Genomic DNA, 20,166 nt, shown 5'->3' with positions numbered 1-20,166 from the left:
CTCGCGCTACCTCGCTGATTCACGTATCTCGCCGGGTAGAACAAAACCGTATTTCTGCATAATTTCGCGTCCGGCGGGACTGTCAACAAACCCCATAAACTGGCGTGAACGTTCGTATTGTCTGGAGTCGGCAACAATTGCTACCATCTGGATCAGGGGATTCTCAGGATGCAACTCAGCCGGAATCAGCACCCACGAGCCACTGCTCTGCACACTCAGCGAGAGGGCCACAATGGCTACTTCAACATTGCCAGTATCAGCCAGCATGAGGGTCTGAGCCACATTTTCCCCAAATACCAGTCGACTCTCAATCTGATCCCAAATTCCGACCCGCACAAGCGCTTCCCGCGCTGCCTGTCCATACGGCGCATGTTCGGGATTGGCAATAGCAATGCGCCGATATGCCGGGTCAACGAGATCGTGCAATTGCTGTGGATGCAACGATTGATCGGCCCGCGTCCAGATCGTGATGCGTCCTTGGGCGTAGACCCTCATTGATGACGGATCGACATACCCTTTCGCAGCCAGATCTTCAATAAAGTTCTTATTGGCAGCGTAGAAGAGATCAAATGGCGCGCCACGTTCGATCTGTTGGGCAAGTTGACCGCTTGAACCAAAATTGAATACTACCGGAATGCCGGTGCGTTCGGTAAACAAAGCGCCGATCTCCTGAAATGCCGGTGTCAGATCGGCAGCAGCCGCAACCGTAAGCTCACTACTGACAGGCGCTCGCGGCGCGCTACAACCCACCAGTACCCACAGAACGATCAACAACAGATGAAAGCGGGGCATCGCGCGCATCCTTATGAGTTTTCTGACACCTCGACCAGCGCTTGCCGACAAGACTCTAACCAGGCAAGTGTCGCCTGTAGTTGCCCGAAACGATAGCTGAGCACCATCTGTTCCACCGAATCAGCCGGTAACGAAGTCATCCGCGTATGAGTGTCACGTAACCATTGGCGGCAAGAGTCGATCTGTCGTTCAAGCAATTGCGCAGTGAGTGCGCTTCCTTCGCGGCGCGCAAAGTACAGTTTGGCCAGAAATTCCAGCCGAATATCACGCCCATGGAATACCGGCGTGGTTAACCACGCGATGAAGACAGTTTCTCCCTGAGCCGTCACCGAGAGTACTTTACGCCATGGCCGATTGCCTTGACTCTCAAAGTGATGGCTGAGATATCCCTCTGCTTCTAAGCGGTCGAGCAAGGCATATAGATGGCTCTGTTTTAATCGCCAGATGCTACCTAAGCCATCACGCTGCTGCATTTGGCGAAACAACTCGTATGGATGCATCGGTTGCTGACGCAGTAAGCCTAACAGCGCCAGTTCAATCGTCAAGGATTGTTTCGGCAACGACATGCGGGTATCACTTCTACCGACGCAATTGCGCTTGCGCAGGTCAGGCAACCTGACAGCGCGCGCATATCCTTTTTGTGAATATTCACAATATGAGTATCATACTGCAAGCGATTACCCATCGTCAAGGTCGGCGCAGTTCATCAGGCAGCGTGGCACTGGCGCTGCCCTTCCCGCCCGGTACGTTCCGCAACATGCGCGCAAAGCTCTGGTCAAAACGCAAATGGGTGGCGCGAGGCGCAGGCATTCCACACTCCTGGACAAATCAGTTGTTAAACGTTTTGTAGCCTGACGATGATCCTTTTTCATCATTTTTGCAAGCAGCCGCCATATACTACTGCCAGCTTACGATCGCTTCTCCAGCGCAGGGCATTATTATGTCAACAAGTACAATTAACAAACCGTTCCCGGCGCCGCCATCTATCAAAGACACCGGCCTGCTTCGGCATACTGACGGCCAGCTTAAATTTGATCCATCTCTTTCGATCCTGGACGAAGCTGTCACTGCGCTCGATCACATGTTCGCGCGTAACCAACAACCAGTCCCTGACCTTCATCCTACCAATTGGGAATTATCGATCGATGGTCTGGTGCGACATCCACTGACTATCGACTACCACGATTTATACCGCCAGCCACTGAGCAGTATGTTTGCCGCCTTGATCGGGAGTCGGCACGACCGTGACAGCCATGCGGCCATAGCCAATGCTGAGTGGATCGGCGCGCCAGTGGCGCTCTTTCTCTCCGCAGCCGGCGTTAAACCCCAGGCCAGCTTCGCGGCCTGCTGGAGTTACGGTCCTCAACCTATCGCGCGGTATCTGCCCATCGCCAAACTCTGGCAAGACGGCATGCTGGCGTATGCCGTCAATGGGCAACCCTTGCCGGCAATCCACGGCGGGCCGGTGCGGCTGGTTGTGCCGGGGTGGGCCGGTACGTACTGGGTCAAATGGATTAAGCGCATTACGCTGCTATCGGCAGATTCAGCTCCGCCGGAAGCGCATCTCAGTGGTGAATTGGAGATCGATTGCCAGCTCTTTAATCTCGCCGAGGTCGCGCACCTTCACAATCGTTCGCAACCGTTGCGCGGCGTGGCATGGTCTGCTGCGCGCGGTGTTGCGCAGGTGTCTCTGTCGCTCGATGAGGGTTCATGGGAAGAGGCAATCCTCGATTGCGATCTTGGACCGCGAGCCTGGCGACGCTTCGTTTATCACGGGCCACCTCTTGGCAACCACCATCTGCTTGCCGTGAGGGTGACTGACTATCACGGCCAGAGTGTGATACGTCAATGGCAGCTCAATATCAATTGAAGCTGTTTTGAGCAAAAGGTTGACCGGCGCAGCGCGGCTACGCCGGTCGCAACAATGTATCACCCACTTTGTCGCGCAAGTATCCTTCTCATTCGGCGCTCAACACAACCCGAGATCACCGATTACCCGCGCACTTTTTCGCGCAAATATCCTTCTAATTCGGCAATCGGCACACGCTCTTGAGTCATAGTATCGCGATCACGTACCGTCACCGTTCCGGCTAATGCCGGGTCTTTACCCTGACCAATCGTATCAAAATCGACCGTGATGCAAAACGGTGTGCCGATCTCATCCTGGCGGCGGTAGAGCTTGCCGATGGCCCCGGTATCATCATAAATAGTTCGCATCTCGCCGCCTGTCTGCAACTGCCGCCGCACCGCTTTAGCAGTGGCAACAAGCTGATCGTGATTGCGCTTAAGCGGAAAGACCGCCACTTTGATCGGCGCCAGCCGCGGCTTGAGCCGCAATACGGTGCGGTAATGCTCATCGATCAGTGGCTGGGCCTGGCCGCGCAGCTTTTTACCCACTTCAATCTGATCGGCGCCGGGCATTGCCAGCAACTGCTCAACTTCAGGCAAACGTTCGGTTAGCGCCTGAGCCAGCTCCTGACCGCGAGCCAGAATAGCATCGCGCGCCTCGCCGCTGAGCTTCTCATTGCGCCCAACCGACTTCAGGAATGACTGCAACGCCTCACCGACTGCTGCCAGCCGCTCAGCCGGCGGCGCCTTAGTCAACTCCTCAGCATATCCCTCACACAACACCGCCAGCATACAGCGCCCCACACCCGCTGAGGGTTCGATCACGTAAGGCACGAGGTGACGACCACTCGCCTGATCGAAATAGGTGAGGCGAGCAATACTGTCTTCGTTGTGGTTGACACGGGCGGTCAGATTGAGCTGAGCCTGATCTTTGCTATGGGAACCGAGATCGTAGTCGGTTCGGTTTGCAATCCCCTCAATCTCCTGCACCCCAATATTGGGGTAATCGTACATCAGATCGAAGGTGCGTTTCGAGTAGTGAGCCAGCTCATCAGCCGGCACATCGTAGATCGTGATTCGACTCCGCGGGATCCCAATCTGCTCCCACCACTTCAGGCGATCCTCCAGCCAGCGCTGATGCCACTCTTCGTCAGTGCCGGGCATCACAAAATATTCGATCTCCATCTGCTCGAATTCACGCACGCGGAAGAGGAAATTGCGCGGGTTGATCTCGTTGCGAAACGCCTTCCCTACCTGCGCGATCCCAAACGGCAACTTACGCGCCGTGGTCGTCAGTACATTGGCGAAGTTAACAAAGATGCCTTGCGCCGTTTCTGGTCGCAAGTAGGCAAAGGAGCCGCTATCGGCGACCGGCCCAATCTGAGTCCGAAACATCATATTGAATGGGCGCGGTTCGGTCAGGTCACGCGAACCACAGTTCGGACAGACGCCATGAATATGGTCTGCCCGCCAGCGCATCTTGCAGGTACGGCAATCGACCAGCGGATCATTGAACGTCTCTTCGTGACCGGAATACTTCCAGACCAGCCGATTCATCAAAATCGCGGCATCGAGACCTTCCATATCATCGCGTTCGTAGACGTTAGTGCGCCACCAATCCGCGATAATGTTATTTTTCAACTCAACGCCGAGCGGACCGTAATCATACACTCCTTGCAGGCCGCCATAAATCTCGCTACTGGGAAAGATGAAGCCACGACGCTTGGCCAGCGCCACGATCTGATCAAGTGATGTAGCCGGCATTACCTTCCTCCTTCGCACACAATAGATGTTCAGCAGCGCATCAGGATACAGTATTGCAACATCAAGACAGCCTTACTTCCGACTCACTCATCTGCATAGCAAACTCACGAACGCAGCGCAATAAAAAAACCGGGCGACGAATCGCCCGGGGACGCATCACAATCTGACGCGCGGTTCCACCCCGGTTAGCGGCCATAGCCGCTCACCTCAATCAAATCTACGGCTCCCCGGCGCCCTTCCGCCATTCTGAGCAACCGGGCTTGCACCATCCCCGGCTCGCTGGATGCCCATCGCGACGTACTCCTCCGGATCTTCGCCAGCATTACGAGTATAGCACAGGCAATGTGAGGCTGCAAACATCATGGGCAACGGCAATCATGCCCCGGGAAGGCGCCCATACGTCTCTCCGGTCACGATATGGGAGGAGCCACCTTGCTGCGAGCGTTTGCTGCTCACGCCCCGTCGGTCAGCGCGCGTCGGGCACTAGCACACTCCGCCGGTCACAATATGGAAGGGGCACGGCGACACCGTGCCCCTCCTTACGCCAGGCTTCGCTCAACGACGGGTATGACCATTACTATCAGCAGGGGACGAAGAGACCTCTGCCGTCAGATGAGTGTAGATCTGAGTTGTGGCGATTGAAGCATGCCCCAGGCGCTCTTGCAATTCGCGCAGATCGACCCCACTACGCAACTGATGCGCGGCAAAAGAATGGCGCAACATGTGTGGAGTCAAATCGTGCATACCCACCTGCTCGGCGTAGCTCTTGAGGATAAGCCAGAAACCCTGGCGCGTCAGTCGTTTGCCCCGGTGATTGAGGAAGAGAGCATCACTATCACCGTTGGGATGCCGGGCCAACTGTGGACGGGCAATGTCAAGATACTCTTCCAGCGCCGTTAAGGCTGGCTCGCTAAGCGGAATGACCCGTTCGCGGCTTTGCCGGCCCAAACAACGCACCGTCTTTGTGTCAAAAGCAATATCATCAACATTGAGCGCGACCAGCTCACTGACCCGCATCCCGGTCGCGTAGAGCACTTCGAGCATTGCCTTGTCGCGCAATCCTTCCGGAGTGCCGTTTTGCAATGGCAATTCCAGCAACTCATCAACCTGATGCTGGGAGATGGCGCGCGGCGGGAACCGATCAACGCGCGGTGTATCGAGCTGCCCGGTGGGATCGTGGCTGATAACGTTGCGTTCTTTAAGGAAACCAAAAAACGACTTCACCGCAGCTAACCGGCGCGCTACTGTCGAATTAGCGTACTTTTTCTCCTTCAGATTGAGCACAAAGGCAATCATAGCCTCGGTGTCAACATCTTCCCAGCGTTCTACACCTCGCTCCCGCAAAAATTCACAGAGCTGGTCAAGATCGGTGCGGTACGCCGCAGTAGTGTTGGCCGACATCTTCCGTTCATCGGCCATATACGTGAGAAATTGCGCTACATACTGGTTCATGCGTCTGCCCGGTCACTGTTCGCTACCTGTGTAGCGGTCTGCGTAGCGGTTATGGTAATGGAAAGATGGCGGCGTGTCAATTTAGAAACAGCAGCTCTCTTTGTATCCACAATACCGACAACGGTAGAAACCTGCCCAGAGATGCATCTGCATCTGACAAACGGGGCATTCGTTCTCATCATCATCAACCCCGTGGAAACTGCAACCATCTGGTTGCAACGGCTCTTCCGGTTCGGTCGATGATTGTTCGGCTAGCAATATCTTCATCAGTTTTCCCCCACTCCTGTATCCAGGCGCTCCTATTGTACCATGCACAACTGGTCGGCAATGGTTTCTGTGATGGATTCTGCTATACTGACCATAGTTCGATTGCGAAGAGGTCACATTTGCATGCGCACGCTTATCATCTTTAATCCAAAAGCCGGCCACGCAGAGCAGTTAGAAGCTGAACTGGAAGCAGCGGCCAATGTCTGGCGTGAGCGGGGCTGGATAGTCGAATTGCAACCCACCAACGGTCCCGACGAAGGCCGCTTCCTTGCCAGACAGGCGGCAACCAGCGGATACGACCTTGTGGTAGCCGCCGGCGGCGATGGCACCATCAACGAAGTCGTCAATGGCCTGGTTGGCAGTCAAACCATACTGGCAACCTTGCCGCTTGGCACCATGAATGTCTGGGCGCGTGAATTAGGTCTGCCGCTTCAACCACGCGCTGCTGCGCAGACCATTCTGTCGTGGTCGCCGCGCGTCATTGATCTGGGTCGGGCCGGTGAGCGCTACTTTCTTTTGATGGCAGGCATCGGTTTTGACGCCGCAATCACGGCGAATGTTCGCCCCGACGAAAAGCGTCGATTTGGCGCGCTGGCCTATGTCGCGCGCGGCATTGAAGAGGTGATGCGTATCCGCGGCACGCGCGCGCGCATCCGACTCGACGGTCGTCAGATCAAAGCGCGCGTGCTGATGATCGTGATTGGTAATTCTCAGTTGTATGGTGGATTGGTCAAAATCACCCACCGCGCCAGCATTGATGATGGTTTGCTCGATGTCTGCGTGATTAAGGGTGATAATGGCATCAATGCGATTGGACACCTGATCGCCATTTTACGCCGTCGCTTCAGCCTCAACCCTGACATTGCCTATTACCGCGCCCACACGATCGAAGTAGTAACGCGCCCACCACTGCCGGTGCAGGTTGATGGCGACCCCATTGGCACAACTCCCTTAAGCTTTAGCGTTGTGCCGGCGGCGTTACGCGCCTTATTACCACCTGAATTGCCCGATGATTTGATCCAGCAACCACCACCCAGTGCTCGCCGTTGGCCGCAACGACTGCTGGCATGGCTCCGTCGTCGTCGAGTAGAATAGAGCCGGCGCAGCATGATCAATCGCGGGACATGATTTTTGCGCTTCACTGCTGCATAGACTCGCCCGAATAATGCCGCTTATCACGCAATCCTGCCACAACACTGTATGTCTGGCTATCGATTTCTGATCGTTCTAACATTGCTGCTCACCGCCTGCGTCGCCCCTTCTACGCCAGCGCCATCACCAACGCCGGCCACCCTGCGCGGCGAAGAAGTGAACGGACGACTACTTTTCAGTCGCAGTGGCGGTATCTGGCTCTGGGAAGGGCGCACTGCGCGACAATTGATCGCGCCGCCAGCATCCCAGGCGGCCTTCGATCCTGACGGCGAACGAATTGTGTTCGTTATTGCCCGGGCCGGCGCTAGCGATCTCGTGGTAGCCGATCGCGCCGGCGCCATCGTGACCCGCCTGACCCGCAACGATCCGCCAGCGCCACCGGGGAGTCTCGAGCGCGTCTACGCAGCAATGTGGGCGCTCTACCCGACCTGGCTACCCGATGGCAGTGGCATTCTGGCCGCAGCCCAGGCAGCGCCACCAACGGGCGATCCGCCTGCCGATGCACCATTGGCTATCTTCCGCTACGATCTCGCCGGTCAACGTCAACCGATCTTTGCCGATCCGAATGCCCACCTTGGTCGCGCAGTGGCGCTACCCAACGGCAATCTGATTGTCACGCGCACTCCGCTCGGTAGTGAAGGCCAGCAACAGCTCTATCAGATTGTGGATGGTCGAGCAACGCCGCTTCCCGGAGCGCCAGCGCCGGCTTACGATCCGACTCTCAGCCCTGATGGACGCTGGCTGGTATTTGCGGTGACAATCAACGGCGGTAGCGATCTCTACGCGCTGCCGTCTGATGGTGGTTCGGCAACGCGCCTGACCGACTTCGGCACGGCGCGATCACCGGTCTTTTCTCCCGATGGCTCAATGCTGGCCTTTCTCGCCATTCCACCCGGAGGACATGGGTTTGATCTCTACCTGACTGAGGTAACGGTTGCCAACGAAGGGTTGCAGATCGGCACGCCGCGCCGTATCTCCACCGATTTCGCTATCAATGCTGATGCCGGGTTGTCCTGGGCGAAACCATAAACGGGCACGCTCAACGTGCCCGTCTCAACCCACCCTCTGGCGTACCTTCACCCTGCCAGCTCAGTTGACTGGACAGTTAGCGGAATGGTTACTGCTGCCGGACGTTCGCCAAGCAGGTAGGCGATAACATCGGCGGCTGAATATCCCTGGGTGAGATCAAAGATCGCGCGCAAGCGTAGCAGATCGTCACCGCTGGTCAGGAGCGGCGGTTCGACGCCAATATCTGCGCGCGCTTGCCCAACCCCAATATTGGCCATCAGCGCGTTGCACAGACACCGCCGGCCTTCAGTTTCAGCCAGATCGCCACCCTTCTTCACAAATGTCGCAATCGGTTCGCTCGCGCAGCGATAACCGATTGTTCCTTTTGGTGTGCGATACATCGTCCGCAGATAGCCAAGGTCGCAAATCCGCTGGCGCGGCACACCTTGCGCCGGATCGGTATCCCAGCGCACCACTTTAAAAGGATAGCCAGTAGGCGAGGCGCGCGGATCCGTAAAAACATCAACCGCGCCCCGAACCGCAGCTTCGAGCACCGAACGGCGTAGTGGCTCAGCCAGACCCGAATCGTTACAGAATGCAAACAGCGTCCCGACCTGAATACCCATCGCGCCGGCAGCGCGAGCCGCCGCCAGACCTTCAGGCGAGGCCGTGCCGCCTGCCAGCCAGAAGGGCAACCCTAATGCGGCAATTTTGGTTGGATCGACCAGATCGCGCGGGCCATAGATCGGTTCGCCACGTTCATTGAGTTGCAGTTCGCCACGCGGCGGCGCATTGTGACCACCGGCAGTCGGGCCTTCGATCACGAGACCATCGACACCGGCGATTTTACGCGCAAACATCGTTGCCAGGGTCACACTCGCGACAATCGGCAAAAACAGGGGACGACGCAACGACGGCGGGTTGCCGGGCCAATGCTCGGCAGGATCAAACGTGATATATGTTGGTGGCGCGCCATCATCACCCTCGATTTCCGCCGTCAGGCGCGCCGGCTGATTGGCGACCAAGGCATCAAGGGCTGCCGGAATTTCACGCGGGATCCCTGCACCCATAATAATCACATCAACCCCGGCCAGCAAAGCCCCGTAGAGCAGCGCCAGATTCGGCAACTGAATCTTGGTCAGCAGATTCATCCCGATTGGGCGATCGTGCCCCTCTTTTGCCAGCCACACCTCCACAAATGCAGCCAGCATTGCTACCTGCTGCCGTTCTTTACTCACCTTCAGGTTGTACATTGGCAACAATGCGTAGGGTTCGCCAGGCGCTCGGCCAGATGGCCGAAAGTAGACATCAAGCACGCGCTCGGCCACCCCGGGGATTGGGAAGTGAGCCATTGCCCGCCGCATCGCACCGTCCGGATCGCCATCTTGCAAGCGCCGGATCAGGATCGTATCGATACCGGTGCCTGAGACGACGCCAAGCTGGCCACACGCGGCAACAGCCCGCGCCAGCCGCCAATCGGAAACGGCGGCACCCATGCCACCCTGAATGATCATCGGCAAATCGGTGGCGCGCATTGTTCAAGACTCCTTAAATATTGCAAAACACAGGCGATTACATACGCTGCCGTAACGGAAACGGAGCGACTGGGTATAGTTCCACAGGCTAGTCATCGGGGTTGGTGGAATACATCAGCAATCATCGGTAGCCTGACCCTCTGCATCTTATCATACCGCAGAGGCGAAACTGGCGCTAGGTAAGAATTCGCTACCAAACGACTTCAGTGACTGCTACGCACCCCATCTTCGCAAACCACCATGTCAAGTCGCCGATCATGCGGCTCGCGTGGTAGATAATCAACCGCTTGCGCCGCAAAAGCGACACCAACTGCAATCGTTGGCATCGCCGCAAGGAGAGTATCGTAGTAACCGCCGCCGTATCCTAACCGGTACAAATCACGATCGAATGCGAGCAATGGCACTACCGTTAACGACCAATCACCCGGTCGGGCCGGGATGATATGACGTGGTTGGAGCGTGCCAAACCGTCCGCGCACCCATTCAGTGTCAGCCAGACTACCGATCCAGCTATGTTCAAGCTGGCGCGGGCCGACCACCACCGGCACAGCTACCGCCTTGCCAGCAGCCAGCGCTGCGGCAATCAATGGTCGCGTATCTACCTCTGAGCGCATCGGCATATAGCAATGAATTGCCGATGCATTCATAAACGCCGGCAATGTCAACATCAGCTTGCAAATGTGGCTACTGTGCCGATCACGATCAGATAAAGCGTCACGGCGCGCTATCATCTCGGCACGCAAAGCGGCTTTCTGCGCGGCAAGCTCTGTCATTACACATTACATTTCTACATTTCTGCTATGACATTTCCAAAAGAATACGAAAGCGCGGAGCGGGCAAGCGCCAGAGGGCTCGCCATCCATTACTCCGCGCCTTCGTTGGCGCGCTACAGATGCGGCGCTTTAATCTTGCGAATAATTGATACAAACGGCGGCAACGGCTTTGGGCGGGGGTTGCGCCGGAACCAACCCAGCTCAGCCCGCACCGCCTGCTCTTTCAACTCCGTTGCCCCCCAGATAAAAGAGGCGCCGGTCACACCGAGCAGCGCCGACCAGCCGGCATCCGCCACAAAAAGCGAAAGAGCGATCATACCGATACCGAACAGTAAAGGGTACGGCCACCAGAGATAGCCGAGATAGTACTCCATCCGAATCACCCAAAAGAAGCCAAAGCCGATAATCCCCAGGCTAAACAGGCCGATAGCCAGACCTTCCCACATCATATTAGTACCCTCACCATTTGCAACAACACACAACTTGTCACGCTACACAATTGCCAACCTCAAGCCAATTCGGGATTTCGCTCACGCACAGTCGGCTGCTCAGCTTCTGACGGATCGCTCGGCTCACGATCCAGGGGATCGTGCAGCGTTGCCTTCCCTTCAGCCAGATAACGGGCATGGCGCGGATTGTTGGGATTTGCCGGAGCATGGCCGTGGCGCACTCGTCGATCCTGGCGTACCAGCTCGAAGGCATCCCACCAGAGCGAGATACCGACCACGCTACATACACCACCAATGGCGATGCTGGGCGCGAAGAGAGCGGCAACATTCAGAATCAAACCGGCAATGATCAAGATGACCATCGGAGGCCGAATATCAGCGCTGTGCGCCTCGAGCCAGCGAACGCCAACGTGTCCCCACCAGATGCTGAGAAATGTAGCCAGCGCTAACCAGAGACCACTTGTTTGCAGCATGTAAACCCTCCTAAATCTACTTAAATCATAGCAATCCCTTGCAGTATTACACAGAAGCGCAGGTGTGTCAAGCGAAGCGTATGACAGGGAAAAAGGGGCAATCGAACCCACGCGCTGACAAAGCGCAAATCAAACGCCATGCTCGCGAGGAAAGAGTATCGATAACCGGTAAACTCACTTAGCGAAGAGCATCTATGATGTTCACAAGCCTGCCAGCAATCTGGCAACCTCTTCGTGCATCACGGCGCGAAACCGTCCCCAACTGGCCCAGCGGCCATTAATCGCGGGATCATCATGTTCAGGCAACCCATTGAGACGCTGCGCCAATGCCGGCAGGTCAGCAGGAGACACCGCGCGCAGCTCGGCCACCTGCTCGTCTGGATCGGCCACGTGAAGCACGCCATCTAACTCATCAAGCAAGAAGACGTAGCTCACAAACCGGCGCTGCGCCGAGAGAGGTGATTCATAGGTGATGACACTCAGAAAGCGCCGTATCTGCACGGTCAGGCTCGTTTCTTCGGCCACTTCGCGGGACAGCGCCGCGGTAATCGACTCAACCGGGCCAACGCCACCGGTCAGCAACCGAAACACTTCGGGAGGGTAATAGGTCTTGCGCGCCACCAGGATCCCGCCATCACGTCGCCGCACAACCATCCCGACTTCGCCCACCCGATCGGTCTTTGTCAACGGATCAAACTCGCCGTCGTCTAATATTGCGTGACGATGGTGGGGCGCGCCATACTGTTCGGCCAACGCAGTAACTTCGTCTTGATGGTGGGCAGGAATATACTTGAATAGCGATTGCATCGTCATAGCCATAACCTCTGCACTGTGGCAAACATCAGAACGCGACCCGGCAGTAACGGCTCGCCGGGTCGCTCGCTGTGGAATGCCTCCTCTGAGGCAAGCTTACCCTCGTAATTGCGCGACAATTGTCAGGTCTTGCTCACGCCACGCTGCCAGATCCTGATGCGGATGGTGCGAGTCACTCCCCCCCGACACCAGCAACCCGTAGCGAGCTGCGGCGTTTAATAGCCGCGCGCGAGTGGCAGCATCGTGGGTTGGATAATAGACTTCGATTCCATCAAGACCGGCAGCCGCCAGCGCTGCAATGTCTTCATCCGTAGCCGGGATAGCATAAATCCCCTTCTCTCGACCGGGGTGCGCTAACACTGCCAGCCCACCCAGATCGTGGGCGACGCTGATGATCTCGTGAACCCCCACCGGATGGTACGCAGCGGCAAAGTGGGTGAGAATGAACCGCATGCCGGCCTCTTCATCGCCTTCCCCGACTACCCGCCCGGGCAGATCATTATGTCGAGCCAGTGTCGTTGCGACCTCGGCTACGGTTGGTGGTCGGTCGCGGTCGGTCATGCCGGGCAAGACAAAGCCAGCGGCAGGCAAATCGCGCATCAATTGCGCCGCATCAGCCGCATTGCGCTGCACAACTTCGGCGCACAGATCGAGCAACGCCGGCGCTTCCGGATCAACACCGTAGACCAGCGTATGCCAGAGCTTACCGCCAAAGGCGCTATCGATTTCCACCCCGCTGATGACCCGCACACCGTAGTGCATCCCGGCCATCGCTGTCGTGATCACATTCGCCGTGGTATTGTGATCGGTCACTGCAATCATCGTCAAGCCGCGCGCTGCCGCCGCTACTGCCAGCGCCACCGGTGTCCAGGTCGCGTGGTGCGGTGTGGCATTGGTGTGAATGTGCAAATCGATCATGGTCGCTCCAACGGCAGATTAGCCGCCTGCCAGGCTTCAATCCCACCCTCTAGTTCCGCGACCGGCCCATAGCCAAGATCGCGGAAGATCTGCGCTCCTCGCTGCCCGGCAGTCGGACGGTTGACATCGCCGTAGGTGATAATGATTCCATCGGGTGGCAATGCCGCCAGCCGCTGATTGAGATCTGGCGTGGCCAGGTTCAGCGCGCCGGGCAAATGTGCCTGGCGATACTCGTCGCCAGTGCGCATATCGACAAAGATGACGTTGCCGGCCTGCCAGCGTTGGTACGCATCAGTTACCGAAATAACCGGGGCAGGTGGGCTGTTACCGGGATCGCCATGGCCGGCTGCCGTCTCAACGATTGGCGTAGCAGTTGGGGTAACTGCCGTCGATGGCGCGCCGGTTCCGGTCACTACAAAGGCTAAGATTCCGGCCAGGATCACGATACCACCGATGATAGCCGGCAAGCGCCATGCCGGTGGCTGGTTGGATACTGAAGGTTCAAAATGTTCCATACGTCAAATGTGGTATAGTCTATGTCCTCATCGTATTATAATGCCGATAGTCGATCAGCGACCCGCCGCCTTACACAACAGGAATGACTCGATTATGATCACTGCACTACTCCCCGATCTCTACCAGTTACGCCTGCCCCTCCCCTTCGCCCTCAACCATGTTAACGCCTATTTGCTCCGCGATGAACAGGGCTGGACGATTGTTGACACCGGTCTGCACACGCCCGCTGCCGAAGCAGGATGGCAGGCCGCATTCGCCGAACTGGATATCGATCCGCGTCGGATCCATACGATCGTCCTCACCCATTTTCACCCCGATCACTTTGGCATGGCCGGCTGGTTGTACGAACGCTCCGGCGCGCAAGTGTTACTGGCGCCGCGCGAGATCGAACTGGCCGAGGAGGTATGGATCCACCGCGCCGACCATGACGATCCCAGTTTACGCCATTTTCTTCGTCACGGCATGCCGGCAGATCTCGTCCGGCAGGTAGTCGGCGCGATTGCCGCGCTGCGCGCTGCGACCCGACCGCATCCGCCGCTGACACCACTGCCTGCCGGCGCCTGGTTGACGATGGGTGGACGGCGCTTTCAAGCCATCCATGCTCCCGGCCACAGTGACGGGCAGTTGATCTTCTACGCTCCTGCCGAGCGATTGGCGCTGGTAGGCGATCAGGTACTGCTCAAGATCACGCCACACATTGGCGTCTGGCCTGAAAGCGAACCAGATCCCTTACGCAAATATCTGAACTCACTGGCTGAATTGAGGACGTTAGCGGTTGATCTGGCCCTACCCGGTCACGGAAAGACCATTACTACCTGGCAGGAGCGACTGACCGAATTGCAAGCCCACCATCACGAGCGGCTGGCAGCGATGCTCCGGGCCACGCGCGATGGCGCCGATACCGCCTTTACCGTCGCGCGGCGCGTCTTCGATGTCGAACGCTTTACCCCCCACGAGGCGCGATTTGCAATTGCTGAAACGATTGCTCACCTCGAATTACTGGTTGCTGACGGCCTGATCGAGCGGCGGGAAGACGAACTGGTACGTTATATCTCCCTGCAATGATTCGCCAATCTGTAATCTACGCCCGATCTGCATACTTCGACGGCCATGCTACGCTGCAAGCATTGATACGGATACGCATAGCCGCAAGCGGAAATGCTATGGGTCGCTGGAAGCACGCGCCAATCCTGCCGATAACACTCATTCTGACGCCAGGCCTTATCGCGCTCATCGGGCTGGCGATTTCGCACATCATCACCATCTGCGCGCTCAGCGTCTTGATAGTATTCTTGTTGATCGATCGTTTTCTGCTCTTCCGCGCTATGCGCGCGCTGGTCGGCCACTTGCAGGCCGGCCAATTCGACACCAAACTGGAAGTCGGCGCCGGGGTATGGGGTGAGGTCTGTCACGCCATCAACCGCATTTTGCAACAATGGCGCACCGCACAACACATTCAGCGCCTGCAACCAACCCAACCCGCGCTACAGCACATCGATCCACTCACGTTGCATCCACCGGTCGATGGACAGCTCGTATCCATTGCCGTCCTGGCGATTGGTCGATCAGCTATATCTGATCCGATCACCGAAATTCGCGCTTTTGCTCACCTCATTCACGAATCGGCAGAGCGCCAGCAAGCGCTTATCCAGTGGCATAGTGATCACATACTCCTCATCTTTGGCGCGCTGAGTGCCGGGTCAGATCCTATCCGGCAGGCCATTGCTGCTACCAACGCAATCACCACTGCCGCACTCGCTACTGGTCTGCCGCAACCATCCTTCGCGCTTAGCGCAGGTATTGGGCGCGTAGCAGTTGTGCCCTTACTCGGTCTCTACGTCACCGGCACGCCCCTCGAACAGGCCAGCTCGCTCGTTCGGCAGAGCGAGCCGGACATCCTGATGTGTAGCGAAGAGGCCAGTTTTCAGCTCCGCAACACCGGCCTCGCCACCCTGTCAGGCGCGCGCCTGGTGATTGCCACCCGCAACAAAACGCTCGAACGAGGCGCCATCCAGCAGTATCGGCAGCCAGAATAATGATACGATCCTTGCGTTTTACATCAGCCCGGCGTATAATATTCCTACGTATTACTCCGACCAAGCCCCGTCGAATGGCGCGCCGCCGCTTCTGCGCAGGGATCTTTCATGGAAGAGCTGAATCATGCCGGTACTAAATCAAATGACGACGTTCGCCAACCTGATTTGAACGATCTGCTCGACCGTGGCGACCAGGCGCTCATGGAAGAGATACTCCGCGATCCCGCTCATTCGTATCGCAACTTAAAACACGGCGACACGGTTGACGGGCGGATCATGCGGATCGACCGTGATGAGATACTGGTCGATATTGGCGCGAAGGCTGAAGGGATCATTCCTGGCCGTGAAATGCAAACCCTGAGCGACGAAGATCGCGCTGCGCTGAAGGTTGGCGATACCGTGCTGGTCTTCGTTGTACAATCGGAAGATAAAGAAGGGCGCGCAATTCTTTCGATTGACAAAGCCCGCCAGGAGAAGAGCTGGCGCGCATTGCAAGAGTGCTACGAGAGGGGCGAGATCATCTATGCCCGCGTGAAAAATTATAACAAGGGCGGATTGCTGGTCGATCTCGACGGTGTGCGTGGCTTCGTACCCGCTTCACAGGTGTCGAGCATCAGTCGCAGCTCAGAAACCCAAAAACAATCCGAAATGGCCCGGCTGGTGAATGTCGAATTGCCGCTGAAGGTCATTGAGATTAATCGCAACCGCAATCGCCTCATCCTGTCAGAGCGACAGGCCCTGGCTGAGACCCGCGAGACCAAGAAAGATGAGTTGCTCGCTGCGCTGCGCGAAGGAGATGTGCGTGAAGGCGTCGTATCATCGATCTGCGATTTCGGCGTCTTCGTTGATATTGGTGGCGCTGATGGCCTGGTGCATCTGTCCGAGATTTCATGGTCGCGCGTGAAGCATCCCGGAGAGGTGCTCAAGGTCGGTGATAAAGTCAAAGTTACCATTCTCAACATCGACTACGAACGAAAACGCATCGCTCTGTCAATTAAGCGCACGCAAAGCGAGCCATGGTCGCGCGTTGCCGAACGGTATCAATTAGGACAAATCGTCGAAGGCACGATCACACAATTGACATCGTTCGGCGCATTTGCCCGTATTGAAGACGGGGTGGAGGGGCTGATCCATATTTCCGAAATAGGCGATGAGCGGATCCAACACCCACGTGAGGTGTTGAGTGAAGGTCAGGTGGTGCAAGCGCGGATCATTCGGATCGATCCAGCCCGGAAGCGAATGGGGTTAAGCTTGCGACTACACCATGAACCAACTGAGACCGAGAGCGGCGATGAAACGGAGGAGTCCGGCTAGCGCTCGCGGGTTCGTGGCTGAGATGGCGCTCTCACCCACGAGCATTGCAGTGACGGGCATCGTTGTGTATTCCGGTCTGTCTGGCCCAATAGTCGTTTCCTCCAATCGAGCATGCGGAGAATAAGTTATGTCTGACCTCTACAGCAAATTCACCAAGCGTGCCAAGCAGGTGTTGCAACTGGCTGCCGAAGAGGCACGCGCATTCAACCATCCATACATCGGCACCGAGCATATTTTGCTGGGCCTGATCCGAGAAAGTGAAGGGATCGCAGCGCGAGTGCTCGATGAGTTGGGGGTGAAATTACCGCAGGCGCGGAGCGCCGTCGAATTTATCGTCGGCCCCGGCGAGAGTACGCTGGTGACCGATCAGGAATTGACTGCCCGCGCCCAAAAAGTGATCAAATACGCCATCGAAGAAGCGAATCGCCTGAACCATCACTATATTGGCACTGAGCACCTGTTGCTGGGTCTGGTGCGCAACGGTGAAGGCGTCGCCACCGGTGTGCTTGACATTTTGGGTGTATCGCTCGAACAGGTGCGCAATCAGGTGATGCGCACGCTGCGCCACGGCACTGCCGGCGCAACCGGCGAAGCGCGCGCGACACCCACCGGCGCGCCATCGCCGCAACGCCAGTCGAAGACTCCTTATCTCGACGCGCTCGGCACTGATTTGACCGAAATGGCCGAACAAGGTCGGCTCGATCCGATTATCGGTCGCCAGCACGAGATCGAGCGCGTGATTCAGATCCTTTCACGCCGCACCAAGAACAATCCGGCCCTGATCGGCGAACCCGGTGTCGGCAAGACGGCTATTGTGGAAGGGTTGGCGCAGCGAATCGTGCAGGGTGATGTGCCTGATAGCATTAAAGGCAAGCGGGTGGTTACCCTCGATATGGGCGCGCTGGTCGCCGGCACCAAGTATCGCGGCCAGTTTGAAGAGCGTCTCAAGCGCGTGATCGACGAGATTAAAGAGTCGCGCTGCATCCTCTTTATCGATGAGTTCCATACCATTATCGGCGCTGGCGGCGCAGAGGGTACTCTCGACGCGGCCAATATTCTCAAACCGGCGCTTTCCCGCGGTGAATTGCAAACAATTGGCGCTACTACCCTCGATGAGTACCGCAAGTATATCGAGCGTGATGCCGCTCTCGAGCGTCGCTTCCAGCCGGTCATGGTGGATGAGCCGTCGATTGAAGATACCATCCAGATCCTGCGTGGCATCAAGTCGCGCTACGAAGACTTCCACCAGTTACAGATCAGCGACGAAGCGATCCGAGCTGCTGCGGTGTTGTCGGCCCGCTATGTGCCCGACCGTCAGTTGCCCGACAAGGCAATTGACCTGATCGACGAGGCAGCGTCTCGGGTGCGGATGTATCGCTCGGCTACCCCGCCGCGCCTGCGCGATGCCTTGCGCGGCCTTGAAGCGCTGCGCAAAGAGCGCGAAGCCGCGCTGGAAGATCAACAGTTCGAGCTGGCTAACGATCTGCGAGAACGCGAAGAGCGTATGCTCCAACGCATTCAAGAGATTGAAGCCGAACTCGGCACCCGCAGCGATGAACGCTACGAACGACCTTACGTCACCGAGGAAGACATCGCTGAGGTGGTCGGTATGTGGACGGGTGTGCCCGTTACGCGACTGACCGGCAATGAGACACAGCGATTGATGCACATGGAGGAGTTCCTCCACAGTCGGATCGTTGGTCAGCACGAGGCGATTGTTACCATCTCGAAGGCGGTGCGCCGCGCCCGCGCCGGCCTCAAGGATCCCAAACGCCCAATTGGAAGCTTCATCTTCCTCGGCCCTACCGGCGTTGGTAAGACCGAGCTGGCCAAAGCCCTCGCCGAGTTTATGTTCGGCACCGAAGAGGCGCTGATCAAGATCGACATGTCTGAGTTCCAGGAGCGGCACACAACGTCGCGCCTGGTCGGTTCACCGCCCGGCTATATCGGCTACGGCGAAGGTGGTCAGCTTACCGATGCAGTGCGGCGCAAGCCCTACAGTGTCGTGCTGTTCGATGAGATTGAGAAGGCCCATCCCGATGCCTTCAATCTCTTGCTGCAAGTGCTGGAAGATGGTCATTTGACCGATGGCAAGGGGCGGCGGGTTGATTTCCGCAACACCATCATTATCATGACCAGCAACGTCGGTACCGAGCACATCCGCCGCGCCTCCCGGATCGGGTTCGGTAGCAACGCCAACGAGATCGATCAGGCTGATATGCGGCGCAAAGTTGATGATGCGCTCAGAATGCTCTTCCGGCCTGAGTTCCTCAACCGGATCGATGCTACGATCATCTTCCATCCGCTTACCAGCGAAGAGATCCAGTCGATTACCCAACTAATGCTCAAGCGGGTGCAGACCCAGCTCGACGAGCATCAGATTAAGCTGGTGGTGCAACCAGATGCGCTCGAATTTCTGGCGCGCCGCGGCTACGACCCGGCCTTCGGCGCGCGTCCGCTCCGCCGGGTGATTACTAACCTGATCGAAGACCCACTGGCTGAAGGGTTGCTCTCCGGTCAGTTCAGGGATGGCGATACGGTGATCGTCGATACCTGCGAAGATCAGTTGCGCTTGCGCTCGCAACGAGAAATCGATCAGGAGAAGGTCGAAGAGAGTCCGGCGCTGGCCTAGGTCTAGATATATCCGCAGACTGCCGGATAGTCTGCGGATATGTGCTCAGAGGGGTACGACTCTCTCGTACCCCTCTGATTCTGCGCTTTTCAACAACGCAGCCCGTCCCACCATTCCCACCAGTCGATGATCGGCATCGACCACTGGCAACCGCTTAATCCGGCGCGCAATCATCAGCTCCACCGCCGCCGATACCGGCGTATCCGGCGTGACGGTTATCACCGGACTGCTCATCACACTGGCGGCCACCTGATTCTTCAGCGCCAGTTCGAGTTCGGGCGGATATGCGCTCACAGGGGTATGGTTCGCTCATACCCCTATGATTCTGCGCTCTTCAACAACGCTCCCAACAACGCAGCCCGTCCCACCATTCCCACCAGTCGATGATCGGCATCGACCACTGGCAACCGCTTAATCCGGCGCG

Annotated in this window: 21 protein-coding genes; 7 read left to right on the top strand and 14 right to left on the bottom strand. The window is 57.3% G+C overall.

Annotated elements, in window-relative coordinates; all coding sequences use genetic code 11:
• Positions 1-6: 6 nt before the first annotated feature.
• The 3 genes from modA to Q0650_RS14800 all read right to left on the bottom strand — a co-directional run bounded on the left by modA (position 7) and on the right by Q0650_RS14800 (position 1,602).
• Positions 7-792, bottom strand: coding sequence for a molybdate ABC transporter substrate-binding protein (gene modA, locus Q0650_RS14810; RefSeq protein WP_298820286.1), 786 nt, complete (start codon positions 790-792; stop codon positions 7-9).
• Between the two features lie 11 nt (positions 793-803).
• The gene (locus Q0650_RS14805; RefSeq protein WP_298820284.1) at positions 804-1,358 is read right to left on the bottom strand and encodes a PadR family transcriptional regulator; all 555 of its coding nucleotides are present in this window, start codon (positions 1,356-1,358) and stop codon (positions 804-806) included.
• 121 nt (positions 1,359-1,479) lie between these two features.
• Entirely contained in the window at positions 1,480-1,602 is a 123-nt protein-coding gene (locus Q0650_RS14800; protein ID WP_298820282.1) for a hypothetical protein, read from the bottom strand.
• Between the two features lie 130 nt (positions 1,603-1,732).
• On the opposite strand from Q0650_RS14800, the gene Q0650_RS14795 reads away from it, so the two are divergent.
• The gene (locus tag Q0650_RS14795; protein ID WP_298820280.1) at positions 1,733-2,662 is read left to right on the top strand and encodes a molybdopterin-dependent oxidoreductase; all 930 of its coding nucleotides are present in this window, start codon (positions 1,733-1,735) and stop codon (positions 2,660-2,662) included.
• Between the two features lie 122 nt (positions 2,663-2,784).
• On the opposite strand, the gene Q0650_RS14790 is transcribed toward Q0650_RS14795, so the two are convergent.
• Together Q0650_RS14790 and Q0650_RS14785 are read right to left on the bottom strand one after the other, a co-directional pair.
• Entirely contained in the window at positions 2,785-4,404 is a 1,620-nt protein-coding gene (locus Q0650_RS14790; RefSeq protein WP_298820279.1) for a glycine--tRNA ligase, read from the bottom strand.
• 555 nt (positions 4,405-4,959) lie between these two features.
• Positions 4,960-5,856 carry a tyrosine recombinase gene (locus tag Q0650_RS14785; protein ID WP_298820277.1) on the bottom strand — a complete coding sequence of 299 codons (897 nt, stop codon included), beginning with the start codon at positions 5,854-5,856 and terminating at the stop codon, positions 4,960-4,962.
• A gap of 390 nt (positions 5,857-6,246) precedes the next feature.
• Between Q0650_RS14785 and Q0650_RS14780 the strand changes: the two genes are divergently transcribed.
• Entirely contained in the window at positions 6,247-7,218 is a 972-nt protein-coding gene (locus Q0650_RS14780) for a diacylglycerol kinase family protein (RefSeq protein ID WP_298820275.1), read from the top strand.
• A gap of 105 nt (positions 7,219-7,323) precedes the next feature.
• Positions 7,324-8,304, top strand: coding sequence for a hypothetical protein (locus Q0650_RS14775; RefSeq protein WP_298820273.1), 981 nt, complete (start codon positions 7,324-7,326; stop codon positions 8,302-8,304).
• Between the two features lie 47 nt (positions 8,305-8,351).
• Here the strand turns inward: Q0650_RS14775 and Q0650_RS14770 are convergent, their stop codons facing one another.
• The 7 genes from Q0650_RS14770 to Q0650_RS14740 all read right to left on the bottom strand — a co-directional run bounded on the left by Q0650_RS14770 (position 8,352) and on the right by Q0650_RS14740 (position 13,759).
• The gene (locus tag Q0650_RS14770) at positions 8,352-9,818 is read right to left on the bottom strand and encodes a nitronate monooxygenase (protein WP_298820271.1); all 1,467 of its coding nucleotides are present in this window, start codon (positions 9,816-9,818) and stop codon (positions 8,352-8,354) included.
• A 203-nt stretch (positions 9,819-10,021) separates the two neighbouring features.
• Complete coding sequence (locus Q0650_RS14765; RefSeq protein ID WP_298820268.1) at positions 10,022-10,591, bottom strand: 5-formyltetrahydrofolate cyclo-ligase; 570 nt, start codon at positions 10,589-10,591, stop codon at positions 10,022-10,024.
• Positions 10,592-10,704: 113 nt separating this feature from the next.
• Entirely contained in the window at positions 10,705-11,040 is a 336-nt protein-coding gene (locus Q0650_RS14760) for a DUF4491 family protein (protein ID WP_298820266.1), read from the bottom strand.
• Between the two features lie 59 nt (positions 11,041-11,099).
• A complete protein-coding gene (locus Q0650_RS14755; RefSeq protein ID WP_298820264.1) occupies positions 11,100-11,513 on the bottom strand; it encodes a DUF4491 family protein in 414 nt (137 codons plus the stop codon).
• A 201-nt stretch (positions 11,514-11,714) separates the two neighbouring features.
• On the bottom strand, positions 11,715-12,326 hold the full coding sequence (locus tag Q0650_RS14750) for an NUDIX hydrolase (RefSeq protein ID WP_298820263.1): 612 nt from the start codon (positions 12,324-12,326) through the stop codon (positions 11,715-11,717).
• Between the two features lie 96 nt (positions 12,327-12,422).
• Positions 12,423-13,244 (bottom strand): PHP domain-containing protein, encoded by an 822-nt coding sequence (locus Q0650_RS14745; protein WP_298820261.1) that lies wholly within the window; start codon positions 13,242-13,244, stop codon positions 12,423-12,425.
• Positions 13,241-13,759 carry a rhodanese-like domain-containing protein gene (locus Q0650_RS14740; protein ID WP_298820258.1) on the bottom strand — a complete coding sequence of 173 codons (519 nt, stop codon included), beginning with the start codon at positions 13,757-13,759 and terminating at the stop codon, positions 13,241-13,243. Before Q0650_RS14740 ends, Q0650_RS14745 begins: the two co-directional genes overlap by 4 nt.
• Before the next feature lie 94 nt (positions 13,760-13,853).
• Between Q0650_RS14740 and Q0650_RS14735 the strand changes: the two genes are divergently transcribed.
• From Q0650_RS14735 to Q0650_RS14720, 4 genes are all read left to right on the top strand, one after another.
• On the top strand, positions 13,854-14,825 hold the full coding sequence (locus Q0650_RS14735) for an MBL fold metallo-hydrolase (protein ID WP_298820256.1): 972 nt from the start codon (positions 13,854-13,856) through the stop codon (positions 14,823-14,825).
• A 98-nt stretch (positions 14,826-14,923) separates the two neighbouring features.
• Positions 14,924-15,796, top strand: a complete 873-nt coding sequence (locus Q0650_RS14730; RefSeq protein WP_298820254.1) for a DUF3329 domain-containing protein — start codon at positions 14,924-14,926, stop codon at positions 15,794-15,796.
• A 108-nt stretch (positions 15,797-15,904) separates the two neighbouring features.
• Positions 15,905-17,110 carry a 30S ribosomal protein S1 gene (rpsA, locus tag Q0650_RS14725; RefSeq protein ID WP_298820252.1) on the top strand — a complete coding sequence of 402 codons (1,206 nt, stop codon included), beginning with the start codon at positions 15,905-15,907 and terminating at the stop codon, positions 17,108-17,110.
• A 127-nt stretch (positions 17,111-17,237) separates the two neighbouring features.
• Complete coding sequence (locus Q0650_RS14720) at positions 17,238-19,742, top strand: ATP-dependent Clp protease ATP-binding subunit (protein ID WP_298820250.1); 2,505 nt, start codon at positions 17,238-17,240, stop codon at positions 19,740-19,742.
• Positions 19,743-19,787: 45 nt separating this feature from the next.
• Here Q0650_RS14720 and Q0650_RS14715 read toward each other — a convergent pair whose 3' ends face one another.
• Both Q0650_RS14715 and Q0650_RS18870 read right to left on the bottom strand, forming a co-directional pair.
• Positions 19,788-20,036 (bottom strand): CBS domain-containing protein, encoded by a 249-nt coding sequence (locus Q0650_RS14715; RefSeq protein ID WP_298820248.1) that lies wholly within the window; start codon positions 20,034-20,036, stop codon positions 19,788-19,790.
• A 23-nt stretch (positions 20,037-20,059) separates the two neighbouring features.
• Positions 20,060-20,149, bottom strand: a complete 90-nt coding sequence (locus Q0650_RS18870) for a hypothetical protein (RefSeq protein ID WP_367280828.1) — start codon at positions 20,147-20,149, stop codon at positions 20,060-20,062.
• Between the last annotated feature and the right edge of the window lie 17 nt (positions 20,150-20,166).

The sequence above is a fragment of the uncultured Chloroflexus sp. genome (assembly GCF_937129525.1).
GTDB lineage: Bacteria > Chloroflexota > Chloroflexia > Chloroflexales > Chloroflexaceae > Chloroflexus.
This window is presented reverse-complemented; position numbering and strand designations above follow the sequence as displayed.

Excerpts from the sequence above, each read along its gene's own strand:
- Q0650_RS14730 (WP_298820254.1), top strand. The coding sequence starts at position 14,924 with ATGGGTCGCTGGAAGCACGCGCCAATCCTGCCGATAACACTCATTCTG.
- Q0650_RS14760 (WP_298820266.1), bottom strand. The coding sequence starts at position 11,040 with ATGATGTGGGAAGGTCTGGCTATCGGCCTGTTTAGCCTGGGGATTATC.
- Q0650_RS14785 (WP_298820277.1), bottom strand. The coding sequence starts at position 5,856 with ATGAACCAGTATGTAGCGCAATTTCTCACGTATATGGCCGATGAACGG.
- Q0650_RS14800 (WP_298820282.1), bottom strand. The coding sequence starts at position 1,602 with ATGCCTGCGCCTCGCGCCACCCATTTGCGTTTTGACCAGAGCTTTGCG.
- Q0650_RS14765 (WP_298820268.1), bottom strand. The coding sequence starts at position 10,591 with ATGACAGAGCTTGCCGCGCAGAAAGCCGCTTTGCGTGCCGAGATGATA.
- modA (WP_298820286.1), bottom strand. The coding sequence starts at position 792 with ATGCCCCGCTTTCATCTGTTGTTGATCGTTCTGTGGGTACTGGTGGGT.
- Q0650_RS14745 (WP_298820261.1), bottom strand. The coding sequence starts at position 13,244 with ATGATCGATTTGCACATTCACACCAATGCCACACCGCACCACGCGACC.
- Q0650_RS14750 (WP_298820263.1), bottom strand. The coding sequence starts at position 12,326 with ATGACGATGCAATCGCTATTCAAGTATATTCCTGCCCACCATCAAGAC.
- rpsA (WP_298820252.1), top strand. The coding sequence starts at position 15,905 with ATGGAAGAGCTGAATCATGCCGGTACTAAATCAAATGACGACGTTCGC.
- Q0650_RS14770 (WP_298820271.1), bottom strand. The coding sequence starts at position 9,818 with ATGCGCGCCACCGATTTGCCGATGATCATTCAGGGTGGCATGGGTGCC.
- Q0650_RS14795 (WP_298820280.1), top strand. The coding sequence starts at position 1,733 with ATGTCAACAAGTACAATTAACAAACCGTTCCCGGCGCCGCCATCTATC.
- Q0650_RS14790 (WP_298820279.1), bottom strand. The coding sequence starts at position 4,404 with ATGCCGGCTACATCACTTGATCAGATCGTGGCGCTGGCCAAGCGTCGT.
- Q0650_RS14720 (WP_298820250.1), top strand. The coding sequence starts at position 17,238 with ATGTCTGACCTCTACAGCAAATTCACCAAGCGTGCCAAGCAGGTGTTG.
- Q0650_RS14735 (WP_298820256.1), top strand. The coding sequence starts at position 13,854 with ATGATCACTGCACTACTCCCCGATCTCTACCAGTTACGCCTGCCCCTC.
- Q0650_RS14805 (WP_298820284.1), bottom strand. The coding sequence starts at position 1,358 with ATGTCGTTGCCGAAACAATCCTTGACGATTGAACTGGCGCTGTTAGGC.
- Q0650_RS14780 (WP_298820275.1), top strand. The coding sequence starts at position 6,247 with ATGCGCACGCTTATCATCTTTAATCCAAAAGCCGGCCACGCAGAGCAG.
- Q0650_RS14755 (WP_298820264.1), bottom strand. The coding sequence starts at position 11,513 with ATGCTGCAAACAAGTGGTCTCTGGTTAGCGCTGGCTACATTTCTCAGC.
- Q0650_RS14775 (WP_298820273.1), top strand. The coding sequence starts at position 7,324 with ATGTCTGGCTATCGATTTCTGATCGTTCTAACATTGCTGCTCACCGCC.
- Q0650_RS14740 (WP_298820258.1), bottom strand. The coding sequence starts at position 13,759 with ATGGAACATTTTGAACCTTCAGTATCCAACCAGCCACCGGCATGGCGC.